Source organism: Bradyrhizobium sp. USDA 4501, assembly GCF_054062115.1.
Genome location: NZ_JBSSEX010000001.1, coordinates 6,868,347 through 6,892,454, shown reverse-complemented (window position 1 = coordinate 6,892,454; position 24,108 = coordinate 6,868,347). Strand labels below are relative to the sequence as shown.

Annotated in this window: 22 protein-coding genes and 1 riboswitch; of the genes, 15 read left to right on the top strand and 7 right to left on the bottom strand. The window is 65.1% G+C overall.

Features of this window, described 5'->3' with window-relative positions; translation table 11 throughout:
- Positions 1-29 precede the first annotated feature (29 nt).
- Together ACVWZM_RS31715 and ACVWZM_RS31710 are read left to right on the top strand one after the other, a co-directional pair.
- Positions 30-1,412 (top strand): TAXI family TRAP transporter solute-binding subunit, encoded by a 1,383-nt coding sequence (locus ACVWZM_RS31715; protein WP_168857512.1) that lies wholly within the window; start codon positions 30-32, stop codon positions 1,410-1,412.
- Between the two features lie 117 nt (positions 1,413-1,529).
- Positions 1,530-2,312 (top strand): sulfite exporter TauE/SafE family protein, encoded by a 783-nt coding sequence (locus ACVWZM_RS31710; RefSeq protein WP_076824231.1) that lies wholly within the window; start codon positions 1,530-1,532, stop codon positions 2,310-2,312.
- Between the two features lie 23 nt (positions 2,313-2,335).
- Here ACVWZM_RS31710 and ACVWZM_RS31705 read toward each other — a convergent pair whose 3' ends face one another.
- Positions 2,336-3,559, bottom strand: a complete 1,224-nt coding sequence (locus ACVWZM_RS31705; RefSeq protein ID WP_253625813.1) for an acyltransferase family protein — start codon at positions 3,557-3,559, stop codon at positions 2,336-2,338.
- A gap of 250 nt (positions 3,560-3,809) precedes the next feature.
- Here ACVWZM_RS31705 and ACVWZM_RS31700 point away from each other — a divergent pair, with 250 nt between their 5' ends.
- The 3 genes from ACVWZM_RS31700 to ACVWZM_RS31690 all read left to right on the top strand — a co-directional run bounded on the left by ACVWZM_RS31700 (position 3,810) and on the right by ACVWZM_RS31690 (position 7,747).
- Positions 3,810-4,499: a L,D-transpeptidase gene (locus ACVWZM_RS31700; protein ID WP_456855544.1), complete on the top strand. Its 690-nt coding sequence runs from the start codon at positions 3,810-3,812 to the stop codon at positions 4,497-4,499.
- Positions 4,500-4,689: 190 nt separating this feature from the next.
- Positions 4,690-6,258 carry a DUF4403 family protein gene (locus ACVWZM_RS31695; protein ID WP_456856798.1) on the top strand — a complete coding sequence of 523 codons (1,569 nt, stop codon included), beginning with the start codon at positions 4,690-4,692 and terminating at the stop codon, positions 6,256-6,258.
- Positions 6,259-6,532: 274 nt separating this feature from the next.
- On the top strand, positions 6,533-7,747 hold the full coding sequence (locus tag ACVWZM_RS31690) for an ABC transporter substrate-binding protein (RefSeq protein ID WP_253639056.1): 1,215 nt from the start codon (positions 6,533-6,535) through the stop codon (positions 7,745-7,747).
- Positions 7,748-7,866: 119 nt separating this feature from the next.
- On the opposite strand, the gene ACVWZM_RS31685 is transcribed toward ACVWZM_RS31690, so the two are convergent.
- From ACVWZM_RS31685 to ACVWZM_RS31675, 3 genes are all read right to left on the bottom strand, one after another.
- Positions 7,867-10,935: an alpha-mannosidase gene (locus ACVWZM_RS31685; protein ID WP_456855543.1), complete on the bottom strand. Its 3,069-nt coding sequence runs from the start codon at positions 10,933-10,935 to the stop codon at positions 7,867-7,869.
- 181 nt (positions 10,936-11,116) lie between these two features.
- Positions 11,117-11,635, bottom strand: coding sequence for a PRC-barrel domain-containing protein (locus tag ACVWZM_RS31680; protein WP_456855542.1), 519 nt, complete (start codon positions 11,633-11,635; stop codon positions 11,117-11,119).
- A gap of 324 nt (positions 11,636-11,959) precedes the next feature.
- Positions 11,960-12,337 (bottom strand): PRC-barrel domain-containing protein, encoded by a 378-nt coding sequence (locus ACVWZM_RS31675; protein ID WP_028344225.1) that lies wholly within the window; start codon positions 12,335-12,337, stop codon positions 11,960-11,962.
- Positions 12,338-12,625: 288 nt separating this feature from the next.
- Between ACVWZM_RS31675 and ACVWZM_RS31670 the strand changes: the two genes are divergently transcribed.
- Both ACVWZM_RS31670 and ACVWZM_RS31665 read left to right on the top strand, forming a co-directional pair.
- The gene (locus ACVWZM_RS31670; protein ID WP_018273044.1) at positions 12,626-13,363 is read left to right on the top strand and encodes a response regulator; all 738 of its coding nucleotides are present in this window, start codon (positions 12,626-12,628) and stop codon (positions 13,361-13,363) included.
- 2 nt (positions 13,364-13,365) lie between these two features.
- Positions 13,366-14,721 carry an ATP-binding protein gene (locus tag ACVWZM_RS31665; RefSeq protein WP_456855541.1) on the top strand — a complete coding sequence of 452 codons (1,356 nt, stop codon included), beginning with the start codon at positions 13,366-13,368 and terminating at the stop codon, positions 14,719-14,721.
- Positions 14,722-14,750: 29 nt separating this feature from the next.
- Here the strand turns inward: ACVWZM_RS31665 and ACVWZM_RS31660 are convergent, their stop codons facing one another.
- A complete protein-coding gene (locus ACVWZM_RS31660; protein ID WP_028332600.1) occupies positions 14,751-14,948 on the bottom strand; it encodes a hypothetical protein in 198 nt (65 codons plus the stop codon).
- Between the two features lie 372 nt (positions 14,949-15,320).
- On the opposite strand from ACVWZM_RS31660, the gene ACVWZM_RS31655 reads away from it, so the two are divergent.
- The 7 genes from ACVWZM_RS31655 to ACVWZM_RS31625 all read left to right on the top strand — a co-directional run bounded on the left by ACVWZM_RS31655 (position 15,321) and on the right by ACVWZM_RS31625 (position 21,573).
- Positions 15,321-15,845, top strand: coding sequence for a transglycosylase SLT domain-containing protein (locus ACVWZM_RS31655; RefSeq protein WP_456855540.1), 525 nt, complete (start codon positions 15,321-15,323; stop codon positions 15,843-15,845).
- 108 nt (positions 15,846-15,953) lie between these two features.
- A riboswitch (TPP riboswitch) is annotated at positions 15,954-16,095 on the top strand.
- On the top strand, positions 16,083-17,096 hold the full coding sequence (locus ACVWZM_RS31650; RefSeq protein WP_456855539.1) for an FAD-dependent oxidoreductase: 1,014 nt from the start codon (positions 16,083-16,085) through the stop codon (positions 17,094-17,096). Its footprint overlaps the riboswitch before it by 13 nt.
- On the top strand, positions 17,087-17,284 hold the full coding sequence (thiS, locus tag ACVWZM_RS31645) for a sulfur carrier protein ThiS (RefSeq protein WP_057014951.1): 198 nt from the start codon (positions 17,087-17,089) through the stop codon (positions 17,282-17,284). The genes ACVWZM_RS31650 and thiS overlap by 10 nt, the downstream gene beginning before the upstream one ends.
- Positions 17,285-17,478: 194 nt before the next feature.
- A complete protein-coding gene (locus ACVWZM_RS31640) occupies positions 17,479-18,261 on the top strand; it encodes a thiazole synthase (RefSeq protein ID WP_456855538.1) in 783 nt (260 codons plus the stop codon).
- Positions 18,248-18,856, top strand: coding sequence for a thiamine phosphate synthase (thiE, locus tag ACVWZM_RS31635; protein WP_456855537.1), 609 nt, complete (start codon positions 18,248-18,250; stop codon positions 18,854-18,856). Before ACVWZM_RS31640 ends, thiE begins: the two co-directional genes overlap by 14 nt.
- A gap of 133 nt (positions 18,857-18,989) precedes the next feature.
- On the top strand, positions 18,990-20,855 hold the full coding sequence (thiC, locus tag ACVWZM_RS31630) for a phosphomethylpyrimidine synthase ThiC (protein ID WP_456855536.1): 1,866 nt from the start codon (positions 18,990-18,992) through the stop codon (positions 20,853-20,855).
- 322 nt (positions 20,856-21,177) lie between these two features.
- Complete coding sequence (locus ACVWZM_RS31625; protein ID WP_253639048.1) at positions 21,178-21,573, top strand: hypothetical protein; 396 nt, start codon at positions 21,178-21,180, stop codon at positions 21,571-21,573.
- Between the two features lie 112 nt (positions 21,574-21,685).
- Here ACVWZM_RS31625 and ACVWZM_RS31620 read toward each other — a convergent pair whose 3' ends face one another.
- Positions 21,686-22,486, bottom strand: a complete 801-nt coding sequence (locus ACVWZM_RS31620; RefSeq protein WP_456855535.1) for a hypothetical protein — start codon at positions 22,484-22,486, stop codon at positions 21,686-21,688.
- A complete protein-coding gene (locus tag ACVWZM_RS31615) occupies positions 22,413-23,354 on the bottom strand; it encodes a flavin-containing monooxygenase (protein ID WP_456855534.1) in 942 nt (313 codons plus the stop codon). The genes ACVWZM_RS31620 and ACVWZM_RS31615 overlap by 74 nt, the downstream gene beginning before the upstream one ends.
- Positions 23,355-23,507: 153 nt before the next feature.
- On the opposite strand from ACVWZM_RS31615, the gene ACVWZM_RS31610 reads away from it, so the two are divergent.
- The gene (locus ACVWZM_RS31610; protein ID WP_168857501.1) at positions 23,508-23,903 is read left to right on the top strand and encodes a hypothetical protein; all 396 of its coding nucleotides are present in this window, start codon (positions 23,508-23,510) and stop codon (positions 23,901-23,903) included.
- Positions 23,904-24,108 lie beyond the last annotated feature (205 nt).

Below are 24,108 nucleotides of genomic sequence, written 5' to 3'. Positions count from 1 at the left end.
GCCGGTTTTTCGTGTAACGTGACAGCCAGATGTCGGAGCAGAGTGAAAATCCCGGCGCGAAGCGCCGCAGGCTCAGGCGGCGAAACTCGTCGCTGCTGATCCTTGCGGCCGGCATGCTTGTGTTCGGCCTCGCCGCCGGCGCGCTGTATTACGCGCTGCGTCCGGTGACGCTCGCGATCGCGGTCGGCCCGACCGGCAGCGAGGACGTCAAGCTGATCCAGGGCTTCGCCCAGGTCTTTACGCACGACGGCAGCTCGGTGCGGCTGAAGCCGGTCACGACGCAGGGCTCCGCCGAGAGCATCGCACTGTTCACGGCGAACAAGGTCGACCTCGCGGTGGTGCGCGGCGACCTCGATCTGCCCGCGAGCGCCGAGTCGGTTGCGATCCTGCGCAAGAATGTCGTCGTGCTGTGGGCGCCCTCGGGCGCCAAAGGCAAGCGGCGGTCCGCGAAGATCAAGAGCATCGACGATCTCGCCGGCCACAAGGTTGGCGTGGTCGGCAGCACCCAGGCCAACGTCACGCTGCTGCGCGTGATCCTGACCGAGTCCGGCGTCAACCCCGACAAGGTCGCGGTCAGCCAGTTCGCCGTCAACAAGATCGCCGACCTCGCGCGCGACCCCTCGCTCGATGCCTACATGACCGTCGGCCCGCTCGACAGCAAGATAACGGCGGAAGCGATTACGGCGACGGCGGCGGCGCGCGGCGAGCCGGTCTTCCTCCCGGTCGATGTCTCGGAGGCAATCGCGCAGAAGCATCCGCGCTATGAGTCCGAGGAGATCGCCGGCAGCATCTTCTCCTCGTCGCCGGCGCGGCCCGAGGACAAGGTCGAGACCGTCAGCGTCAATCACCTCATCATCGCGCAGCATGCGCTGAGCGAGGCGACCGTCGGCGCGCTCGACCGGCAGCTGTTCACGCTGCGCCTCCAGGTCGCGCGCGATCTGCCGGCGGCGGCAAAGATCGAGAAGCCCGACACCGACAAGGACGCCGCGCTGCCGGCGCATCAGGGCGCGGCCGCCTATATCGACGGCACCGAGCGCACCTTCCTCGAAAAATACTCCGACTACATCTGGGGCGGCATCCTGCTGCTCTCCGGCCTCGGCTCGGCCGGCGCCTGGCTGCGCCACTACGTGAAGCGCGACGAGCGCGAGCACTACATCACCCATCGCGACAATCTGCTGACCCTGATCTCGCAGGTGCGCGGCGCCGAGACGCCGGAACAGCTCGCCGCCATGCAGGGCGACGCGGATGCCCTGTTGCGCGAGGCGCTCGACTGCTACGACGACGGCGCGATCGAGGAAGGCGATCTCTCGGTGATCGGGCTGACGCTCGAGCAATTCCATCACGCCGTCTCCGACCGCCGCGCCGTGATCAACGGCGACAAGCCGGGCCTGCCGCGGATGCGCGCCGGCTAGGCCGCGTGCACGCCGAATTGCACCGAGAGCAATGTGCACCGAGAGCAATGTTTGGATTGCGCATGCAGGCGCGCGTGGCCATGTTGAGTACATGACCACAACGCTTCGCACGACACCATGATCACGTCCATCGTCGCTGACCTGCCCGGACCTTTCGTGCTCGCGGTTGCCTTCGCCGGCGTCTTCCTGATCGCCTTCATGAAGGGCGCGTTCGGCGGCGGTTTTGCCATCGTCGGCATCCCGCTGCTGTCGCTGGCGATGGACCCGATCGCGGCGGGCGCGCTGCTGGCACCATTGTTCGTCGTCATGGACGTCACCGCGCTGCGGTTCTGGCGCCCGAGCACGTGGTCGCGCATCGACCTCGCGATGCTGCTGCCGGCGCTCGTCGTCGGCATCGGCCTCGGCTATTTCGTGCTGCGCGATCTCGACCGGCATGCCGTCGAGATCGTGATGGGCGTGGTGACGCTGGTGTTCGCCGCGCTGTGGCTTCTCGGCGGCGGCGAGATCAAGCCGCGTCCGCGCTCGACGTTCAAGGCGACGTTCGCCGGCCTGTCCTCCGGCGTCACCACGATGGTGGCCCATTCGGGCGGGCCGCCGCTTGCGATCTATCTGCTGCCGCTCGGCATGCCGAAGGCGCTCTACGCCGGCACCACCAGCCTGTTCTTCACGGTCGGCAACCTCTTGAAGGCCGGCCCGTGGCTCGTGCTCGCCACGCCGTCGCGCAGCCTGTGGATGCTGATGGCGCTTTGCGTGCCGGCGGTGCCGGTCGGCGTCTGGGCCGGATGGCGGCTGCACGAACGTCTCGACCAGCGCGCGCTGTACCGCGCCTGCTACGCCATTCTGGTCATCACCGCGGCCAAGCTGCTGTGGGACGGATCGGCCGGATATCTCAGCTCCTGAACGGCGAAGGTGCTGGCTCCTCGTCAGGAGGAGTGCCTGCTGCGGACGGCGCTCGCGGCAACGGCAAGAGGCGCAATGTCCTGGCGCGGCGCGGCCGCGTCGTCCGGCGCAAGGCGCTCGCGCGCCACGAAGGAGAAGCGGCTGCGCAGCTTCAGGATCGGCTTCTCGATCCAGTGCCAGGAGAACGCGGCGAACAGCGTGATCAGCAGCAGCGCAATCGCGAACTGAACGATCACGGGCGCGTGCGGCAGCCATACCCGCACCACCTGCTGCACCGGAAAGCCGTAGAGATAGATGCCGTAGGAATAGTCGCCGCGCGAAATCAGCGGCAGCCGCGGCAGCTTCGAAACGCCGAGATAGGCGGTGATATAGACCAGCGCCGGGGCGATCAGCAGATTGAGCACCGGCTGGCTCATCCAGTCCGCCGGACCGAGCAGCGCGGCGCCCGCGCAGAGCGCGCAGCACGCGGCGAGAAGCCATCCGTTGTAGGGAATGCGGTCACGATAGAGATAGATCGCGATGCCGAGCATGAACGCGACCGGCAGCTTCGCGCCGCGTCCGAGGAACGGCGCCGTGCTGAAGATCCTGTCATGCAGCGTGCCGGCGACCCCGGCGGGCAGTTGCGAGGGTTGCGCGCCATGCCCGGCGAGTACGAGCGCAAGGCCGATGCCGACCAGCACGAGCGCACCGAGCACGATGAGCGGCGGCTTGCGCAACAGGCCGAACAGGATGAACACCGTCATCAGCGCGTAGCAGCCATATTCGAACGGCACCGTCCACAGCGAGCTGTTGACCTCCGGCGCGGGATTTCCGCTGAACACGCCGGGCAGGACGTAGTTCACGAGGCCGATGATGTTGGTGAAGTATTTGTAGGTGCCGAAATTGGCGAAATAGTCCGACAGCGGCAGCGCGGTGAAGATCGGCCCGAGGATCAGTGCCGACAGCACGATCTCGACCGCAAGCGCCGGAATGATCCGCATGCCGCGATTGGTGAGAAATTCCTTTAGGGAGAGCCGCAGGCCGCTCGCCGCGATCAGAAAGCCGCTCAGCGCGAAAAACATCACGAGAATGGCGTAGTGCGGAAACCAGGCGATCCACGCCTGCTCGCCGTCGCCACTGCCGCTCGCGACATAGGGCGCGTGGGCGGCGACGACGGAAATCGCCAGTGCGATACGGAGAAAATCGAACCCGGGGCCGAAGCCCTTCTGCCGATCCAGCATGCTGCCGATCGTGTGCCCCAGCATCATTTCCACTCCATTCCGAAACAATGCGCTGGGACAGCAAGCACCGTGCCAGGAAGACTGTCTTGCGGCGGGACACCCCCTTCCCGGCAACCCGGCCTTAACCGTGCGACGAAACACGCACGAAACAATTCCCTAACGGCACGAAACCATTTTGGCGATTTCGTGCAAACGTCCTGAAACGCCTCACCTGTACTGCTTTGACCCAACGACGCGCCGGAACTGGCGCGCAGGGCGCAAACAACAGGGGTCGACAATGTTCAATTCCATCAAGCTGAACTCACGTCTCGCTGCCGCCGCCTTCGGTGCGCTGGCGATTGGCACCGTCGCTTTTTCGAATTCCGCCGCGGCCGCTCCGCTGCCGATGTTCCCCTTCATCCTGACGCCGCCGACCGAGGCCGTGCAGCCGCCGGTGCAGTCGATGCCGCAGACGCAGGAGGAAGACCGTTCGGTTGAGTTGCCCGCCCGCCTGCGCCGCCAGGTCGTCGCCTATCCGACGCGCGAGGCGCCCGGCACCATCATCATCGACACCCCGCACACCTATCTCTATCTCGTGCTCGGCAACGGCCAGGCCATGCGCTACGGCATCGGTATCGGCCGCGACGGCTTCACCTGGTCGGGCACCCAGACCATCACCAAGAAGGCGGAGTGGCCGGATTGGACGCCCCCGCCGGAAATGATCGCCCGCCAGCCCTATCTGCCGCGCCACATGGCCGGCGGCCCCGGCAATCCGCTCGGCGCCCGCGCCATGTATCTCGGCGGCACCATCTACCGCATCCACGGCACCAACGCGCCGGAGACGATCGGCACCCGCGTGTCCTCCGGTTGCCTGCGCCTGACCAACGCAGATGTCTCCGACCTCTATTCGCGGGTCGGCGTCGGCACCAAGGTGATCGTGCTGCCGATGACCGACCGCCGCGCCGATCTCGGCTCGGCCGTCCGCTAAGCCCCTCCCCTCCAAGGCGTCCTTAACAAAGGCGTCCTCGACCACGGCTCCGGCATTCTCATGCCGGGGCCGTTGTCGCGTTCATCAACCTTAACGCCTTCCGCCCCTGAAGCAGCTTGATCCCGCCACACTGGCGCCCTCGTCGGGGGGCCTGTACAAGCCGTCAAGTTGATTTTCATCCGGGGGAATGATGCGTCTACCGATGCATCCAAGGACGATAGCGCTCGGGACCGCGGTGGTGCTGGTCTCATTCGTGATCAGCCTCAAGGCAATGGACTGGCTCGCGCCGAGCGTCACCGTGCAGAAGCCGAAGCTCGCAGAGCTGCCGCCGCTGCCGCAGGCGCCGCGTTCCTCGACGATCGTGGCGCAGGTCTCGGTCGCGCTGTCGGCGATCCGCGACGCCGCCGAACGCGGCGCGCCGAAGACGTTCGGCGGCAAGGCCGACAACCCGGTCCAGCAAATCCTGCAAAATGCCGACATCGGCTGGACCGCATCGCGCGGGCCGATCGCGGCCACCGGCGCGCAGGACGTGCTGACGCTGACCACCCCGATCAACGGCACGCTCAAGGTCACCGGCGCGTTGTCCGCCAAGGCAACCGGCGCGGTCAACGACGCGCTCGGCAGCCTGCTCGGCGGCAATGTCGCCAAGCAGATCGGCGCCGTGAACATCAAGAACATCAACGCCAACGCCGAGATCAAGGGCAACGTCACCCTCACCGCGCGGCCGAAGCTCGGCGCGTCCTGGCGGATCGAGCCGAACCTGCAGGCACAGGTCAATCTCGGCGACACCAGCCTGTCGACGGCCGGCGTCCGCATCAGCGTGCCGGCCCAGGTCAAGCCTGTCATCGACAAGGCGGTCGCCGACCAGATTTCCGTGGTCGAGGCCCGATTGCACAACGACCCGGTGTTCCAGAACAACGCCCGCACGCAATGGGCCAAGGCCTGCCGCTCGATCCCGCTGCAAGGCACCGGCGGCACCACCTCGATGCCGCCGATGTGGCTCGAACTGCGACCGACCCGCGCGATCGCCGCGCAGCCGAAGGTCGATGCGTCCTCGCTGATCCTGACGATGGGGATCGAGGCCGAAACGCGGATCACAGAGGCGCAGACCACCCCGAACTGCCCGTTCCCCGAAAAACTCTCGATCGTGCCGCCGATGCCGAGCCAGGTCGCGATCGGCCTGCCTGTCGACCTGTCCTTCACCACGCTGAGCCAGCTGGTCGAGGCGCAGCTCAAGGGCAAGACCTTCCCCGAGGACGGCTCCGGTCCGGTCGACGTGACCGTCAAGAGCGCGAGCATCGCCGCCTCCGGCGGCCGGCTTCTGATCTCGCTCCTGGTGCACGCCAAGGAGAAGGCCAGCTGGTTCGGGCTGGGCGCCGAGGCGACCGTGCACATCTGGGGCCGGCCGCGGCTCGACCAGCCGTCGCAGACGCTGCGGCTGACCGACGTCGAGCTGGCGGTGGAATCCGAGGCCGCGTTCGGCCTGCTCGGCGCCGCCGCACGCGCGGCGATCCCGCACATGCAGCAGACCCTTAACGACCGGCTGGTGGTCGACCTGAAGCCATTCGCGACCAACGCGCAGCGCAAGGTCGCCGCCGCCATCGCCGACCTGCAGAAGAACGAGGAGGGCATCCGCGTCGACGCCGAGGTCAACAGCATCCGGCTGGCCGGGATCGACTTCGATTCCAAGACGTTGCGGGTGATCGTGGAAACCGACGGCACCATCAAGGCCGCCGTCACCGCGTTACCGGCGCTGTAGGACACTGCCCGAGCGGATTGCTCTCTTACCTCGCCCCGCTTGCGGGGAGAGGTCGGATTGCGAAGCAATCCGGGTGAGGGGGTACAGGTCTCACGACAATCGCCACCCGTGGATAAGGCCCCTCACCCCAACCCTCTCCCCGCGAAGAGCGGGGGAGAGGGGGAACACTTGCCGCGCGCATGCTCAAAAAGTCGTCTTTGCGACAGCTTGTCGCAGCGGCTAGAACGCCCCGGTGGAAGCAACCCTCAACGAAAAAGTCAGGGAGAAAAACACGATGAAAACACTCTTGGCCGCAGCGGCGGCCGGCCTCGCGCTCGCGGTCTCAGCGACCGCGGCGAACGCCCAGATCTCCGACGACGTCGTCAAGATCGGCGTGCTCACCGACATGTCGAGCCTCTATGCGGACGCCACCGGCAAGGGCTCGGTCGCCGCCGTCGAGATGGCGGTCGCCGATTACGGCGGCAAGGTGAAAGGCAAGCCGGTGCAGGTGATCGCAGCCGATCACCAGAACAAGCCCGACGTCGGCGTCAACATCGCACGCAACTGGTACGACAACGACAAGGTCGACGCGATCCTCGACGTGCCGACCTCGTCGGTCGCTTTGCCGATCTCGGCGCTGACGCGCGAAAAGAACAGAATCCACATCAATTCCGGCGGCGGCTCCTCCGATATCACCGGCACCGCCTGCTCGCCCAACACGGTGCACTGGACTTACGACACCTACGCGCTCTCGAACGTCGCCGGCAAGGCGATGGTCAAGCGCGGCGAGGACACCTGGTTCTTCGTCACCGCCGACTACGCCTTCGGCATGGCGCTGGAGCGCGATGCCGCCAATGTCGTCAAGGAGAGCGGCGGCAAGGTGCTGGGCGACGTGCGTCATCCGCTCAACTCGTCGGACTTCTCGTCCTTCCTGCTGCAGGCGCAGGCCTCCAAGGCCAAGGTCGTGGCGCTGGCGAATGCCGGCGGCGACACCACCAACGCGCTGAAGCAGGCTTCCGAGTTCGGCCTGACCCAGGGCGGCCAGAAGATGATCGCGCTGCTGCAGGAGATCACCGACACGCATTCGCTCGGCATCAAGGCGACCCAGGGCCTGATCGTCACCGACGCCTTCTACTGGGACATGAACGACGAGACCCGCGCCTTCTCGAAGCGCTTCAACGAGAAGGTCGGCCATATGCCGACCATGATCCAGGCCGGCCTCTATTCGGCGACCATGCATTACCTGAAGGCGATCGAGGCCATCGGCACCGACGAGGCGCCGCAGGTGATGGCCCAGATGCGCGCCACGCCGGTCAACGACTTCTTCGCCAAGAACGGCCATATCCGGATCGACGGCCGCATGGTGCACGACATGTATCTGTTCGAGGTCAAGAAGCCCGAGGAATCCAAGGGCGAGTGGGACCTCTACAAGCTGATCGCCACCGTGCCCGGCGACGAGGCGTTCCGCCCGCTCGACAAGGGCGGCTGTCCGCTGGTGAAGTCGAACTGACGGCCACGCCACACCGGATCGCATCCAGCGATGCGATCCGGTCTCTCCGCGCATCGCAGACGGAATTCCGCGGCTGCCATGCCGTACCCCGCAAGCCGGAGCGAAAGTCACTGCAGGCATTACGCCTGGAAGACCCGCAGCGTTGCGATCTGGAATGGACGCAGCGCCAGGCGGCATCCCCGATCCTCGGTCGGCAAGGCCTCGATGCGGTCTTCCAGGGTGTTGCTGATCCACACCGACGCGATGTCGACGCCGAAATCGAGCGCCGCGGCGGTGCGAATGCCGGCGCTCTCGTAAAGCCGCACCACCCAGCCGTCTCCATCCTCGGCGGGCTTGATCGTATCGACGATCACGTTGGCCGGAGACGCGGTCAGGAACGATCGTCGCAACAGCGCGCCAGGGCGCCCTTTGGTCCACAGCACCGGACGCTCGAACCGCAAGGCGCGCCCGACCGTGTCCGCGCTGCGCCAGTCGCCGTGGTGGGGATAGATCGCATAGCGCATCCGGTGCCGCCCGATATCGGCCTGCGGATCAGGCAATTCGGAGCCGCGCAGCAGCGTCAGCGCGAGCTGGTTGCCGAACGCCGAATAGCCGTGACGGCAGTCGCTGAACAGCGACACGCCGAAATCCGGCTCAGCGAGATCGGCCCAGCGATGCCCGGGCACCTCGTACTTGGCCGCATCGGCATCCGCGTTGGCATGGGTCGGCCGCTCGGTTGCGCCGAACATGGTTTCATAGGTTGCGTTCGATGCACGGCAGGCGACGGGGAACATGACCTTCAGCGCCGTCTTGCGCTCCTGCCAATCGACCGTGGTTTCGAATTCGAGATGATCGGCGCCGGCATCGAGGCGGATTACCTGCACGAGCCGGCTTGCGCGTCCGAGCCCGCGCTCGAAACGGACTTCGCCGCGCAGTCCGCCATCCGACAGCACGGCGCAGCTCACATCTCCTGTCACCTCGCGCGCGGTCTCCAGCGCGAACGGATCGATATCCCATGCCTCGAAATCGAGCGGCCGGTCATCGAGCAGCAGCAGCCGGGCTGCCGGTGATGCGAAGGTCTCGCGGCCGGTCGCAACATGCAGCAGCGACCGAACGAGCCCGCTGCGATCAATGCGCGCTTCGAGCCGCGCGTTCGACAGCACGAAGCCGTCCAGATCGGCGGCGACCACAACGCGATCGTCGGTCGTCGTCGTTTCACCCGCCGCAAACGGCGCGGCGGCGATGTGACGAAGCTCGCCGTCGGGGTCGGACGCGACTTCGGCGCGCGCGCAGCCCAGCGTGTTGACGGGCGTCCAATTGCCGTCTTCGGGATCGCACAGTGTCGCCAGCACGGCTTGCGTGCGACGCCCGGCCTCCTCCGCCACGCCAGCGAGTTCGACCTCCGCACGTTCATAGACCTCGCGGATGCTGCTGCCGGGAATGATGTCGTGGAACTGGTTGACCAGCAGCGTGCGCCACAGCGCTTCGATCTCCTGTGCTGACGGTGCCGGTTGCCGGCAGGCAGCCGCGACCGTGGTCACGAATTCGAGGGCCTGAAGGCCGGCCTCGCAAGCGCGGTTGAGGCGCTTGGTCTCGGCCTGCGTGGTGTAGGTGCCACGATGATATTCGAGATAGAGCTCGCCTTCGATCGTTGCCAGATCCGGCGCTGATATCGCCAGGCGGTCGAAGAACTCGTCGACGGAGCGAATCTGGATTCGCGGCAGCCCCTGCAAGTCCCTTGCGCGCTGCAACGTCTCGAGCATCGTCTCGTCGGCACCGCCGCCGCCGTCGCCATAGCCGAACAGATAGAGTGCGTCGGACGAACGGTCGGCGTCCTTGTAATTGGCGGCGTGATAGCGGAGCTCCGCGACCTGCGCCGATCCGTTGTAGGTGTCCGCCGGGGGGAAATGCGCCAGCACCGTGCTGCCATCCAGTCCGCGCCAATGGAAGCTGTGATGCGGCGGTGAGGTGAACTTGTTCCACGACAGCTTCTGGGTCAGGAAGCGCGACATCCCCGCGGACTGCATCAGCTGCGGCAGCTGGGCGTCGTAGCCGAACACGTCGGGATTCCAGAACACGCTGGAGCGCGCGCCGAACGTTTGCTCGAAATAGCGCTGACCATAGAGGAACTGACGGCAGATCGACTCGCCCCACGGCAGATTGCAGTCCGGCTCGATCCAGCTGCCGCCGACCGGAATCCATTGGCCGGCGGCGGCCTTGGCGCGAATTCGGGCGAACAGGTCAGGGTCATTCTGCTCGATGACGGCATACTGATAGGCCTGCGAACAGGCGAACTTGAAATCGGGATAGCGCTCCATCAGCGCCACCGCCGTGGAGAAGCTGCGTTGCGCCTTGCGCCGGGTTTCCGCCAGCGGCCACAGCCATGCCGTGTCGAGATGGGCGTGGCCGATCGCCGACACCTCGTGGGCGATGCTGCCATTTCGTGCCGCGAGCAGGCCATCGAGGATCGCCCGCGCCGCCGGCCAGGTCGCGCGATCGTCGGGATCGGCGATGTTGCAGATGCGGTTGAGATCGTGCAGCAGGCGCCCCGCCCAGGTCCGATCCAGCGCCGGCTGCGCCGTCTCTCCGACAGCGCCGTATGACCTCGACTTTGTCGTGGGATCGCGGTCAACCTCGAGCTGGCGCAGCACCTCGTAGTCGAAATAGAATGCCGTGGCCTCGGAATCGAAGCAGCGCAGCTCGCAGGCGACCAGCGCGTAGGCCTGCGGATCGCTCCAGAACGCACCGAACAGGCCGTTGCAGGCCACCTCCACATGGAAGCTGATCGTCTCCCCGCCGCTCGCCGACTGAACGAGCGGCGCGGTGTGGCGGCCGGGATTGAGACCCTGCGAGGAACGTCCGTTGAGCCAAAGCAGCGCTTCCGAGCGGCTGTCCCAATACAGATCCACGCGCGAGCCGGCCCAGGCCTGCGGCACCTCGGCCACGACCTGCACCCAATAAGTCGCCCATAGCGGTCCCAGCGTCTCGCCCAACGGGACCGGCCGATAATCGAGCTTGAGCGCGTCCTCGAGGCTGATCCGCTCGGTGGGACCGGCAAGCGCGAGCGAAGTGACCGGCACACGGTCGGCATGAACCTTCTGTTGCAGCCGCTCCGCAAAGCCTTGCAACCGGCGCCGCGTGTATTGCGGGTAGCGGCCGCGAATCCGGGCTACCGCGGGATTGCCGCCATCGCGGTCCCTGTCATTCATCAGGTTCTTCAGCCATTTGACGAATGATCACGTGAGGGTTGATGATGATTGCAACGCGCTGTCCGAATTGGATCGCCTGACCTACTCCCTACACTCTTCCCAAATTTTATTCATCCGGCCAGCAAAAAAGCGCGCCCGGCAGCAACCGGACGCGCTCTTCTCTTGCAGGTGACGCGATGCGTTAGTCGGTCGAATACTTGAATTCCGGCATCGCCTTCAGCTCATCCTTGCTCGCATTGAACACGGCGTGATCCGGATACCAGGGATTCGGCTTCGACGTCGCCGCCGCAGGGGCCGCGCCCGTGGTGGTCGTCTTGCTGGTGCTGCCGGCGCCGGTGTTCGAGGCGCCGGTATAGGCGATCGGCTCGTTCACGAACTTCACCTTGTCGATCGGGACCGCGACCAAGTGCTCGCCGACGCCAAGGAAGCCGCCGACGCCGATCACGACCGCCTTGATTGTACCGCCCTTCTCCATCAGCAGATCATTGATCGAGCCGACGCTTTCATTGGCGTCGTTGTACACGCTAAGGCCGACGACCTTCGACGCGCGCCAGTTGCCCTTGAACGAATCCGGCGACGTGACTGACGTCGACGCCGCAGGAGACATCTTGTCGCCCTTATCGGTTGGCGTCTGCGCAACGGCGACGGTTGCAAGCAGCGCAGTGCCGGCGAGGCCGGCGATGATGGATTTGACCAACATTGATGGCTCTCCTCTCGCAAAATCGATGCTGGGAAAACCCGTCATCTTCGCAACCGTTCCTAACGGACCTGCGCTCAAAAGCCGCTTAAATGCCGAGGAACGGGGGTGAGGACCTTTCAGCGCACGGAAACGCTGCGCCGCTTGACGAAAGGTATCGTGATCTCTCAAGTGAGCTTGCGGTTGAGCCTCACGACTGCGCCGGACGCGCAGTCCATGATGTGACGATGTTTGGCTCACCGAACCGCGCTGCACAAACCGCGCGCTCGCCCCGGCGACCGCATCATCGATCGACGAGCGTCGTCATGCGCGCATGTTGCCGCGCGATCAGAAGCCGCCCCAATAGGGCGGCACGCCGTAGAAGCGATGCAGCTCGACTTCCTGCGAGCGATCGCCCCAATCGAAATCCTTGTCGGCACGGAACGACGGCGCGCGCTTCAGCTCCTCGTCCTCGATGTCGAGCTCATAGGCCTCGAACTTCGGGTTGTAGTGCAGCCGGCCCCAGGGCAGCGGGATCAAATTGGTTCCAATGCCCAGGAAGCCGCCGAAGCTCAACACCGCGTACGATACCTTGCCGGAGATCTTGTCGATCATCAGCCGCTCGATATGGCCGATCATGTCGCCATTGGCCCGGCGCACCGCCGTCCCCTCGACCCGGTCGCTTGCAATGAGCTGATGCGGCCTGGTCTCGACCTCGACAGCCATCTCACCCTCCTTGACCCGAAAGAGAAATAACGCGTCGCCGGGGTAACGGGTTCCGCCCCCGGATATGACAGCCGCCCTTCCCCTTCTCCGGCCGCCATAACGACCAGGGGCCGATGCGCTATCCCGAGAGGGTTCTGCCCGCATTTCAGGGCATCAGGATTGATGACAGAACGATAACTTTTCTGCCTGCGGCCGACCTGTTAACCCGGATAGCCGGGCAAGATTTCAGACACATACTGAAACAAAATTCCTGAGCCGCTTTCCCCGAATCACGGACAAAAGATCGGTATGACCCAGGCTGCGCCCAATATCCTTGTCGTCGAGGACGACCGCGAGACGCGGTCCCTTATCGCAAAATATCTCCGTACCAATTCTTGTCATGTCACGACCGCCTCCGACGGCCGCGAGATGGCCAAGGCGATGACCGACCACCGCGTGGATCTCCTGGTGCTCGACGTCATGCTGCCCGGCGAGGACGGCCTCAGCCTGTGCCGCAAGGTGCGGGCGGAATCGCAGACGCCGATCATCATGCTGACCGCGCGCGGCGAGGACGTCGACCGCATCCTCGGCCTCGAGATGGGCGCCGACGATTACCTGGCAAAGCCGTTCAACCCGCGCGAGCTGCTGGCGCGGATCAACGCGGTGCTGCGCCGGCAGGCCGCCGCGCGCAACGCCAGCGCGATCGAGGGCGCGACCACGCTGACCTTCCTCGGCTGGCGTATCGACATCCGCCTGCGCGAGCTGCGCAACCCCGAAGGCGCGCGCGTCGCCATGACCAGCGCCGAGTTCGACCTGCTGCGCACCTTCTGCGAGCGGCCCGGCCGCGTGCTGTCGCGCGACAGCCTGCTCGACCTGACCCAGGGCCGCAGCGCCGGCTCGTTCGAACGTTCGATCGACGTGCTGGTCAGCCGCATCCGCCGCAAGATCGAGCCCGATCCGCAGGAAGCCACCATGATCAAGACAGTGCGTTCCGGCGGCTATGTGTTCACGCCGAGGGTGGAGGCGGTTGCCGCCACGAACAATTGACCATGAAGCTGCTGCGCGTGCTGAGTCTGCGGGGGATCGGCGCCCAGATGGCGGCGCTGGTCGTCGTTTCGATCGTCGCGCTGCACTTGATCATCACCGCCACCTTCCTGATCCATCGCCCTGATCGGGTGGAGCCGTCGGACCGCTGGCACACCCAGCTCGCCGCCGCCGCGCAGCTGCTCGGGCATGCCCCGGCGTCGGAGCGGCCGCGGCTCGTGGCCGACGTCGCCCGTGCCTTCCCGCAACTTGCGATCGGCGACCTGCCGGCCGATGCCGGCGCGCTCACCGAAACCGACACGCCAAGCCTGCACGCGTTGCGCCGGCTCGGCGTCGGCTATCGCATCTTCCTGCTGCCGCGCGAGGCTGGCGGCACGCCGCATGACGGCGAAATTCGCCGCGTCGCGATCCGCCTGCCCGACGGCGCCATGTTCGCCGCCAACCTGACGCCGGATCAGCACATGCGGCCGTTCTGGGGTGGACCGTGGATGATGACGGTGCTGTTCGCCGTCATCAGCGTCACCCTGCTCGGCCTGTGGGCGGCATGGGCGCTGACCGCGCCGCTGTCGTCCTTCGTCAAGGCCGCCGAGACCTTCAGCCTGAACGGCGCCGCCGCGCCGCTGCCCGAGCGCGGTCCGGAGGAGATTCGTTCGCTGGCCCGGGCGCTGAACCGGATGCGCGAGCGCATCACCGCATTGATCGACGATCGTACCAAGATGCTGGCCGCGATCAGCCATGACCTGCGCACGCCGATCACGCGGATGCGGCTGCGCGCCGAATTCATCGAGGACGAGACCCACCGCCACCGCATGCTGCGCGACCTCGACCAGATGCGCTCGATGCTGGAATCGGTGCTGTCGTTCCTGCGCAACGACCGCAAGCTCGAGGAGATGACGCTGGTCGACATCGCGAGCACGCTGCACCTCGTCACCGATCAGTTCGCCGACATGGGACACAAGGTCAGTTACGCGGGCCCGCAGCACGCGATGGCGACCGCGCGGCCGGCCGACCTGCATCGCTGCATCACCAATCTGGTGGAGAATGCCGTGCGGTTCGGCGGCGAAGTTGCCGTCCGCCTCGACGTCAAGCCGGACCGCCTCGTCGTCGACATCGAGGATGACGGGCCCGGCATCTCGGATGCGCACAAGGCGAGCGTGCTGGAGCCGTTCGTGCGCGGCGACCAGGCGCGCAACATGGATGAGGCCGAAGGCTTCGGCCTTGGTCTGTCGATCGCCAATGCCATCGTGCTCGCGCATGCCGGCACGCTGTCGCTGCACGATCGCAAGCCGCACGGGCTCGTGGTCCGGATCGAATTGCCGGCGCGGCAACAGCAATTGCAGCGGCAGAAATCCGCGGCCTGATCAGGCGAAGCTGATGCGATGAGGAGACGTCAGGCGGCGAGCGGCGTAATGAGCTCCGCTTCCTCGTAGATCGCGATGGCCTCGAAGCGGTAATTGCAGGCGCGGCAATTCCACAAGAACGACGAGCGGCCTTCGCTGTGCTCCACCCAATCAGGGCGGGCGATCGGCTTACCGCATTGCGCGCAGGGATTTTCGCGAGGCATATAGCCGGTGTCCTGACGGACCATGGCGCATCTCCCGAATGTTGTTTCTTGCGTGCTTGGACAGAGCTGCTGACTGAACGATCGCGCACTCTGCCGTGGACGAAGTCTAGACCTTCATTGATTCGTTTGCACGACAAACTGCTGTGGATAGCGTGCGGCAAAATTAGTCAGAAAAATTAGAAGGAAATTGCAGGCCAAGACAATTTTTGGCTGAGACGATTGAAGCAAACAATTTGAAGCATCCCTCTTGCAATCGCGTCGTCCCTTCACCCCATGACCGGACAATCACGGATGCATTAACGTTCGCTGATGCGAAGGTTTTGCCACATTCCTGCCCGCTAGCCGTACCAATGAGACCGCAGAACCGACGCGCATCTGAAAGCCCGAGCGATTGAGATGAAGACCGTACAAGCCCTTGGCTGCCTTGCCGCAATCGCGGTGCTGGCGTCCTGCGCGAGCGCGCAGGCGCAATCGCGCGCGCAATATGAGGCGATGGTGGCGGCCGAGGCCCAGGCCAACCTCGTACCGGAAGAGCTGGTGCATCGCGTCATCGTGCGCGAGAGCAAGTACCATCCGCAGCTGATCGGACGCGGCGGCACCATCGGGCTGATGCAGATCAAGCTCGGCACTGCACGCGGCCTCGGCTACACCGGTACCGCCGAGGGTCTGCGCGATCCCCAGACCAACCTCAAATACGGCATCAAATACCTCGCCGGCGCCTATCGCGCCGCCGATGGCAATCACGATCGAGCCGTGCGTTATTTCGCGGGCGGGTATTACTACGTCGCAAAGCGCCAGCGCGGGGATCACCTGAAGGAAGCGAAGCATGGCGGCGCGGGTGCACCGCCGAAGGAATTCGCCAAGTCGAAGCAAATGACGGCCGATACCGCCGAGCCGAAGCCGGAACAGGCCGAAAAATAGCGCCGATCGTGTCCGCGCAGCCCCACGGCGCGTGCCGGCCATCCTCGACACCGCCTGTCAATGCGTCTGGCATACAAGTTGACACACGAGCCCATCCGCCTACATTAGGGGCGTTCCGAGGGGTGCTCCGAAGGAGGAGCTGAGATACCGCAAGCTTGGGCTAGCCAGTAGGCGAATAGTCCGGGACCGCGGTGACCCTTTGAACCTGATCCGGGTCATGCCGGCGAAGGGACAGGGATGTATCAGACGTCAAGACCGCGGGGGGATTCCCCCGTCTCCATCATCGGCGCAGGCATAGCAGGCGCCTGGCATGCGCTCTTGCTCGCAGAGGCCGGACGTGCCGTCACCCTGCATGAGCGCAGTGACGCCGCGATGACGGAATCCACAAGCCACTGGGCCGGCGGGATGCTGGCGCCGTGGTGCGAGGCGGAGGCCTCCGAGCCGGTGATCTCCCGGCTCGGCATCCGCTCGCTCGAGCTCTGGCGGCAGCATGTTCCGGAAACCGCGTTCAACGGCTCGCTGGTGGTGGCGCATCCGCGCGACCGCGCCGATTTCGAGCGCTTTGCCCGCCTCACCACCGGCCATCGCCGGATCGACGCCGAGGGCGTTCGCGCGCTCGAGCCGTCGCTCGAGGGCCGTTTCCGTGACGCCCTGTTCTATCCCGACGAGGGCCATGTCGAGCCGCGCCGCGTGCTGCCGCGGCTGCATGCCGCGATCGGCAAGGTCGGCGGCGCCATCAAGTTCGGCAGCGACGCCGAGGCAGCCGATCTCGACGGCGTGGTGATCGACTGCCGCGGCCTTGCCGCGCGCGACCGCGAGCCGAGCTTGCGCGGCGTCAAGGGCGAGATGATCATCATCGAGACCTCCGAGGTCGAACTGGCGCGCCCGGTGCGGCTGATCCATCCGCGCTGGCCGCTTTACGTGATCCCGCGCGGCGACGGCCGCTTCATGCTGGGCGCGACCTCGATCGAGGCCGAAGACAACGGCGTCAGCGTGCGCTCGGCGCTGGAGCTGCTCGGGGCCGCCTATGTCGTGCATCCGGCATTCGCCGAGGCGCGCATCGTCGAATTCGGCGCCGGGCTGCGTCCGGCATTTCCCGACAATCTGCCGAAAATCAGGATCGATCAGGAACGCATCACGGTGAACGGACTCTACCGTCATGGCTTCCTGCTGGCGCCGGCGCTGGCCGAGCTGACACTCGCCTATCTCGCGCGCGGCGAAATCGACAACGAGGTGATGCAATGCGCGTGATCGTCAACGGCGAGCAGCGGGAGATCGCGGCCTCCAGCGTCGATGCGCTGCTGGCCGAGCTCGACTACGAGGGCACGCATTTCGCGATCGCGCTGAACTACGACGTGGTGCCGAAGAGCCGCTGGGCCGACACCGCGTTGAAAGCCGGCGACGAGATCGAGATCATCACGCCGCGGCAGGGAGGGTGATGTGAGTTTGTTCGCAAAGTCCCTCCCCACGTCGTCCCGGCCGAGTGCGCGCTTGCGCACGGAGCCGGGACCCATAACCACGACCGGCTATTGGCGGAACGAACGACGCCCCGCGTGCCCTCTTGAAGGGCCGCGGCGTATGGGTCCCGGCCTTCGCCGGGACGACGGCGTGATTTGAGGAGACACCACGGATCATGGTCACCTTCTACGGCAAATCCTTTCCGTCACGCCTGCTGATCGGCACGGCGCTGTATCCCTCGCCTGCGATCATGCAGAACGCGATCCGCGCCTCCGGCGCCAGCATCGTCACGGTGTCGCTGCGGCGCGAGGCGGCGGGCGGCAAGACCGGCGATACGTTCTGGTCGCTGATCCGCGAGCTCGGCGTCACCGTGCTGCCGAACACCGCGGGCTGCCGCAGCGTGAAGGAGGCGGTGACCACCGCCAAGCTCGCGCGCGAATTGTTCGGCACGCCGTGGATCAAGCTCGAGGTGATCGCCGACAACGACACGCTGCAGCCCGACGTGGTCGGCCTGGTCGAGGCTGCCGGCATCCTGATCAAGGACGGTTTTGAAGTGTTCCCCTATTGCACCGAGGATTTCTCGGTCGCCTCGCGGCTGGTCGACGCCGGCTGCAAGGTGGTGATGCCGTGGGCAGCACCGATCGGCAGCGCCAAGGGCATCACCAACCGCGACGCGCTGAAGCTGTTGCGCGACCGCCTGCCCGACATCACGCTGGTGGTCGACGCCGGCTTGGGGGCGCCATCGCATGCCGCCGAGGCGCTCGAGCTCGGCTATGACGCCGTGCTGCTCAACACGGCGGTCGCCAAAGCTGCCGATCCCGTTGCGATGGCCAATGCCTTCCGCCTCGGCGTCGAGGCCGGCCGCACCGCTTACGAAGCCGGACTGATGGAAGCCCGCGACTTCGCCTCCCCCTCCACCCCTGTCGTTGGGACCCCGTTCTGGCATGCCGTATCCTGATCCCTTCTATCCCGTCGTCGACAGCATCAAATGGGTCGAGCGACTGACAAAACTCGGCGTCGGCACCATCCAGCTGCGCGCCAAGGAGCTCGACGATGCCGGGGCGCTGCAGATCGTCAGCGATGCGCTCGCAGTGACCAAGGGCACGCCGACCAAGCTCGTGGTCAACGACTATTGGCGCGCGGCGATCGTCGCCGGCGCCGAGCATTTGCATCTCGGGCAGGAAGACCTCGCCGAGGCCGACCTCGGCGAGATCCGCAAAGCGAACTTGACGCTCGGCATCTCCACCCATGACGACGCCGAGCTCGCCACCGCGCTCGCCGCCAAGCCCGACTATGTCGCGCTCGGCCCGATCTTCTTCACCACGCTCAAATCGATGCGGTTCGAGCCGCAGGGCATTCCGAAGATCACCGAGTGGAAGAAACGGATCGGCTCCATCCCCCTTGTCGCGATCGGCGGCATCAAGTTCGAGCACGCGGCCGAGATCTTCGCCGCCGGCGCCGATTCGATCGCCGTCGTCAGTGACGTCACCCAGAACCCCGACCCCGACGCGCGGGTCAGACAATGGCTCGGCCTCAGAGCGGAGGCCGCGTGATGCACGTAACTCTCACCAGCGTCATTCCGGGGCACGCGAAGCGTGAACCCGGAATCTCGCGCCACCACCTCGAGATTCCGGATCGGTCCTAACGGACCGTCCGGAATGACGACAAGATTAAGGAGGATCCCTCATGAACATCCGCTCCAATCCCGACACCACCCGTCCCGCCGTCACCACCGGCGCGCTGCCCGCCTCACGCAAGATCTTTGCGACGCCGGAGGCCGCGTCCGATCTGCGCGTGCCGCTGCGCGAGATCATGCTGTCGGAGGGCGCCGGCGAGCCGAACCTGCCGGTCTACGACACCTCGGGCCCTTACACCGACCCGCACGTGACGATCGACGTCAACGCCGGCCTGCCGCGCAATCGGCTCGCCTGGGTCAAGGAGCGCGGCGGCGTCGAGGAATATGAGGGTCGCACCATCAAGCCGGAGGACAACGGCAATGTCGGCGCCGCCCACGCCGCCAAGGCGTTCACCGCGCACCACAGGCCGCTGCGCGGCCTCGACGGCCACAAGATCACGCAGCTCGAATTCGCCCGCGCCGGCATCATCACCAAGGAGATGATCTACGTCGCCGAGCGCGAGAATCTCGGCCGCAAGCAACAGCTCGAGCGCGCCGAGGCCGCGCTTGCCGACGGCGAGAGCTTTGGCGCCTCCGTGCCGGCCTTCATCACCCCGGAATTCGTCCGCGACGAGATCGCGCGCGGCCGCGCCATCATTCCCTCCAACATCAACCATGCCGAGCTCGAGCCGATGATCATCGGCCGCAACTTCCTGACCAAGATCAACGCCAATATCGGCAACTCGGCGGTGACCTCGTCGGTCGAGGAAGAGGTCGACAAGATGGTGTGGGCGATCCGCTGGGGCGCCGACACCGTGATGGACCTCTCGACGGGGCGCAACATCCACACCACCCGCGAATGGATTTTGCGCAACTCGCCGGTGCCGATCGGCACCGTGCCGATCTACCAGGCGCTGGAGAAGTGCGACGGTGATCCGGTCAAGCTGACCTGGGAGCTCTACAAGGACACCCTGATCGAGCAGTGCGAACAGGGCGTCGACTATTTCACGATCCACGCCGGCGTGCGGCTGCCCTACATCCATCTCACCGCCAACCGCGTCACCGGCATCGTGTCGCGCGGCGGCTCGATCATGGCGAAGTGGTGCCTTGCGCATCACAAGGAGAGCTTCCTCTACACCCATTTCGACGAGATCTGCGACCTCATGCGCAAGTATGACGTCTCGTTCTCGCTCGGCGACGGTCTGCGCCCGGGCTCGATTGCGGACGCCAACGACCGCGCGCAGTTCGCCGAGCTCGAGACGCTCGGCGAACTGACGAAGATCGCGTGGGACAAGGGCTGCCAGGTCATGATCGAGGGCCCCGGCCACGTGCCGATGCACAAGATCAAGATCAACATGGACAAGCAGCTCAAGGAGTGCGGCGAGGCGCCGTTCTACACCCTCGGGCCGCTGACGACCGACATCGCGCCGGGCTACGACCACATCACCTCGGGCATTGGCGCTGCGATGATCGGCTGGTTCGGCTGCGCGATGCTCTGCTACGTCACGCCGAAGGAGCATCTGGGTCTCCCGGATCGCAACGACGTCAAGACCGGCGTCATCACCTACAAGATCGCGGCCCACGCCTCTGATCTGGCCAAGGGCCACCCCGCCGCGCAGCTGCGCGACGATGCGCTCAGCCGTGCCCGGTTCGACTTCCGCTGGGAGGACCAGTTCAACCTCGGCCTCGATCCGGACACCGCGAAGAACTTCCACGACGAGACCCTGCCGAAGGAAGCCCACAAGGTCGCGCATTTCTGCTCGATGTGCGGCCCGAAATTCTGCTCGATGAAGATCACCCAGGACGTCCGCGACTACGCCGCGACGCTCAACGACAAGGAACAGGGCATGGCGCAGATGAGCGCCAAGTTCAAGGAAATGGGAAGCGACGTGTATCTGGACGCGGAGAAGGTGAAGGAGAGCAACAGGGTGTTCTGACCCTCACCGCTCGTCATGCCCGGGCAACAGCGCGGAGCGCGTCTTCGCGCGAGACGCCCCGGGCATCCATCCAAAAACGAAAGGCCGGGTGAAAGCCCGGCCTTTTTGCGTCTGGATCATTCACTTATGATTTAGTGCGTGTGTTCGGCTTGTGGAGGGCCGGTCACGACAGCAACCGGCCCAGGTCCACACCAGGCGCTCCGCAGAACCCTTGACTTGGATCAACGAAAAATCCGCTATCTCATCGCTTGCTATGACGCTCGAAAGCGATGAAGGTCGGGTCAGGGATATTACCCCTGTGACCATTTGATTGGAGAGTTTCATGAGAACCTTCAGCGCTGTGCTATTCGTACTTCTCGTTGCGCAAGCGGCCTCGACACAGGCTGCGGATTTGAGCGGAGCCTGGACGATCGACGCCTCGGCTTGCAACCAGGTCTTCACCAAGGAGAACAACAAGCTCGCGTTCAAGAAAGATGCCGATCTCAACGCGGGAGGCTTGATCGTCCAGGGCAAGCAAATCACCGGCACATTTCAAAAATGCACCGTCAAATCGCTGCATGATGACGGGCAGAATGTTCGCGTGATTGCGGCGTGCTCGGACGGCGTCGCGGTTTCGGACGTGTCATTCGACATAACACTCTCCGGAGAGAACAAGATCATACTCAGCTCCAAGGCACCGGTGCCCATCGAGACGCCGTATGTTCGCTGCTCGATGTGACATTCGGCGGCGACGGCTTGAGCAAGTAGCCCGGATGAGCGAAGCGATATCCGGGGTTTACCTGTCCCGCATATCGCTGCGCTCATGCGGGCTACCGGACTATTCCTGAATCCTACGCCGTCGCCCCGACAGCTGCTTGCACACCGCCCCGCGCCCCCGCACCAAACGCAATCTCCTGATACCCTTTCTCCGCAACCCCGTTGATGATCCCCAAAAACTTCGGCGTGCCGCCGTTGTAGACGAAGTAGCGGACCGTCCCCTCCTCGTGGCCGGCGACGTTGGAGTTGTAGCCGGTGAACCACGACTTGGCTTTGCGCATCAGCATGATCTCGTACATCTTGACGACATGCGCGGTCCAGCGCTGCTGCGCTTCGAGCGTGGCGTCGGCGTGGGTCAGACCGCGGTCCCACATGTATTGCAGCAGGTTGGTGCACCAGTTGACGCCGTTCTCGATGCCGCGCGGGAAGTTGGTCGACGCGGAGGCGCTTTGCGGGCCGGTCGGCATCAACAGGTTCGGGAAGCCGTGGACGAGCATGCCGAGGAAGGTCGATGGCGCGTGCTTCCACTTGTCGGCGAGGCGCTCCCCGCCAATGCCGCGGATATCTATCAGGTCGTAGGCGCCGGTGATGGCGTCGAAGCCGGTGGCGTAGACGATGATGTCGAAATCGTAGTCGCGCGTCGTGGTGCGGAGGCCTTTTTCGGTGACGCGCACCAGCGGCGTTTCGGAGAGATCGACGAGCTGCACATTGTCGCGATTGTACGCCTCGAAATATCGGGTCTCCAGCGGCAGGCGCTGCACGCCGAAGCCGTGATCCCGCGGGATCAGCTTCTCGGCGACATCAGGATCGTTCACGCGCTGGCGGATGCGGCCCGCGATATATTCCGAGAGCTCCGCATTGGCGGCTTCGTCCATGAAGATCTCGCGGAAGTTCCGCGAGCCAGATGCCGAAGCCGGGCTCGTCGTAGAGCTTGTCCCACAGCTTGAGCCGCTCCTCGCGGCTCACCTCGTAGAAGCCGCGCTTGTCGGGGCCATGGACAAAACTGCCCGGCGTCAACGCGCAGGCAGCAAAAATCTCGTCATAGCGGGCGCGGATCTCGGCCATCTCGTCAACGGAGATCGCAGAGTTGTTGAGCGGCGCGCTCCAGTTCGGCCGGCGCTGGAACACCGTGAGCTCGCCGACCTTGTCGGCGATCTCGCCGATCAGCTGGATGCCGGTGGCGCCGGTGCCGATCACCGCGACTTTCTTGCCGGCAAGATCGACCGGCTCGTGCGGCCAGTAATAGGTGTGGAACGAGCGGCCCTTGAAGTCATCGATGCCAGGCACGCGCGGCATGGTCGGCGCCGACAACAGCCCGATCGCGAGCACCACGAAGCGGCAGGTCAGTTCGCGGCCGTCACTGATCCTCAATTGCCAGAGGTCGCGCGTCTCGTCGAACTGCATGGTCTCGACCTTGCAATTGAACTGCATGTACTTGCGCAGGTCGAACTTGTCGGCGACGTAGTTGAGGTAACGCAGATTCTCGGGCTGGCCGGAGAAGCGCTCCTTCCAGTGCCACTCGTCGAGCAGCTCGCGCGAGAATGAGAAGCCGTAGGTGTAGCTCTCGGAATCGAAGCGGCAGCCCGGATAGCGGTTCCAGTACCAGGTGCCGCCGAGATCGGGCGCGGCTTCGAGCACGGTGGCGTCGATGCTGAGATCGGCCAGCCGCTTGATCTGGTAGATGCCCGCGACGCCGGCGCCGACCACGATCACCTCAAAGTGGGTTTTCGCCTCTCCTGTCATGTCCGCTCCCGAATTCTTCTTGATCTGTTTGAGCGGATTACAGACCCTTTTGCACCTGCAAGCAACCGCGCGATCGGGCACGACTTGCGTTGAGGCGCTGCGTGCACCACATCGATCACTGCAATTTCGCCAAGCGCAATCCGGGCAAGCGACATGACCGACAATCTCACCGGCGTCTGGGACGGCAGCTATGTTCAGCCGAGCGGCATGGTCACGTTCCTGGCGACGCTGATCGACGCCGGCGGCGCGCTCGGCGGCAGCGTGACCGAACCCTGCGTGATGCCGGGCTGTCCGATCAGCACGCACAATGCATCGCTTGCGGGCCAGCGCTCCGGCAGCGCTGTTACGTTCGTCAAACGTTACGAGCCGCCTGGCTACGGCTACGACACCGTGCACTATGAAGGCGCGGTCAATGCCGACGCGACCGAGATCGACGGCCGCTGGAGCATCCGCGGCACAAGGTTCTCGGGGACGTTCCTGATGGTGCGCGCAACCGGACCGTCGCAAGCGGTCACGACGGAAGAAGAGGTCAAGGAGCCGGTGCGCTAGCGCGTGACGGGACTAGCTTGAATGACGACAGCGACGGCACTGCCCCCCGCAAGCCGCAGGGCTATGCATATGGCTGGCGGCCACGACGACATGGAAACGTCGCTTACAGAAGCGCACGAATGCCATATGCCCCGGGAGGCGAGCGTGCGCCTGCGTGATTTCGGAATATTGGAAAATATTCGTGAGTTGCCCGACGTGTCAAGTA

What these genes read in the sequence shown, in the direction of transcription:
- ACVWZM_RS31715 (WP_168857512.1), top strand. Translation starts at nt 30, where the DNA reads ATGTCGGAGCAGAGTGAAAATCCCGGCGCGAAGCGCCGCAGGCTCAGG.
- ACVWZM_RS31710 (WP_076824231.1), top strand. Translation starts at nt 1,530, where the DNA reads ATGATCACGTCCATCGTCGCTGACCTGCCCGGACCTTTCGTGCTCGCG.
- ACVWZM_RS31705 (WP_253625813.1), bottom strand. Translation starts at nt 3,559, where the DNA reads ATGATGCTGGGGCACACGATCGGCAGCATGCTGGATCGGCAGAAGGGC.
- ACVWZM_RS31700 (WP_456855544.1), top strand. Translation starts at nt 3,810, where the DNA reads ATGTTCAATTCCATCAAGCTGAACTCACGTCTCGCTGCCGCCGCCTTC.
- ACVWZM_RS31695 (WP_456856798.1), top strand. Translation starts at nt 4,690, where the DNA reads ATGCGTCTACCGATGCATCCAAGGACGATAGCGCTCGGGACCGCGGTG.
- ACVWZM_RS31690 (WP_253639056.1), top strand. Translation starts at nt 6,533, where the DNA reads ATGAAAACACTCTTGGCCGCAGCGGCGGCCGGCCTCGCGCTCGCGGTC.
- ACVWZM_RS31685 (WP_456855543.1), bottom strand. Translation starts at nt 10,935, where the DNA reads ATGAATGACAGGGACCGCGATGGCGGCAATCCCGCGGTAGCCCGGATT.
- ACVWZM_RS31680 (WP_456855542.1), bottom strand. Translation starts at nt 11,635, where the DNA reads ATGTTGGTCAAATCCATCATCGCCGGCCTCGCCGGCACTGCGCTGCTT.
- ACVWZM_RS31675 (WP_028344225.1), bottom strand. Translation starts at nt 12,337, where the DNA reads ATGGCTGTCGAGGTCGAGACCAGGCCGCATCAGCTCATTGCAAGCGAC.
- ACVWZM_RS31670 (WP_018273044.1), top strand. Translation starts at nt 12,626, where the DNA reads ATGACCCAGGCTGCGCCCAATATCCTTGTCGTCGAGGACGACCGCGAG.
- ACVWZM_RS31665 (WP_456855541.1), top strand. Translation starts at nt 13,366, where the DNA reads ATGAAGCTGCTGCGCGTGCTGAGTCTGCGGGGGATCGGCGCCCAGATG.
- ACVWZM_RS31660 (WP_028332600.1), bottom strand. Translation starts at nt 14,948, where the DNA reads ATGGTCCGTCAGGACACCGGCTATATGCCTCGCGAAAATCCCTGCGCG.
- ACVWZM_RS31655 (WP_456855540.1), top strand. Translation starts at nt 15,321, where the DNA reads ATGAAGACCGTACAAGCCCTTGGCTGCCTTGCCGCAATCGCGGTGCTG.
- ACVWZM_RS31650 (WP_456855539.1), top strand. Translation starts at nt 16,083, where the DNA reads ATGTATCAGACGTCAAGACCGCGGGGGGATTCCCCCGTCTCCATCATC.
- thiS (WP_057014951.1), top strand. Translation starts at nt 17,087, where the DNA reads ATGCGCGTGATCGTCAACGGCGAGCAGCGGGAGATCGCGGCCTCCAGC.
- ACVWZM_RS31640 (WP_456855538.1), top strand. Translation starts at nt 17,479, where the DNA reads ATGGTCACCTTCTACGGCAAATCCTTTCCGTCACGCCTGCTGATCGGC.
- thiE (WP_456855537.1), top strand. Translation starts at nt 18,248, where the DNA reads ATGCCGTATCCTGATCCCTTCTATCCCGTCGTCGACAGCATCAAATGG.
- thiC (WP_456855536.1), top strand. Translation starts at nt 18,990, where the DNA reads ATGAACATCCGCTCCAATCCCGACACCACCCGTCCCGCCGTCACCACC.
- ACVWZM_RS31625 (WP_253639048.1), top strand. Translation starts at nt 21,178, where the DNA reads ATGAGAACCTTCAGCGCTGTGCTATTCGTACTTCTCGTTGCGCAAGCG.
- ACVWZM_RS31620 (WP_456855535.1), bottom strand. Translation starts at nt 22,486, where the DNA reads ATGGACGAAGCCGCCAATGCGGAGCTCTCGGAATATATCGCGGGCCGC.
- ACVWZM_RS31615 (WP_456855534.1), bottom strand. Translation starts at nt 23,354, where the DNA reads ATGACAGGAGAGGCGAAAACCCACTTTGAGGTGATCGTGGTCGGCGCC.
- ACVWZM_RS31610 (WP_168857501.1), top strand. Translation starts at nt 23,508, where the DNA reads ATGACCGACAATCTCACCGGCGTCTGGGACGGCAGCTATGTTCAGCCG.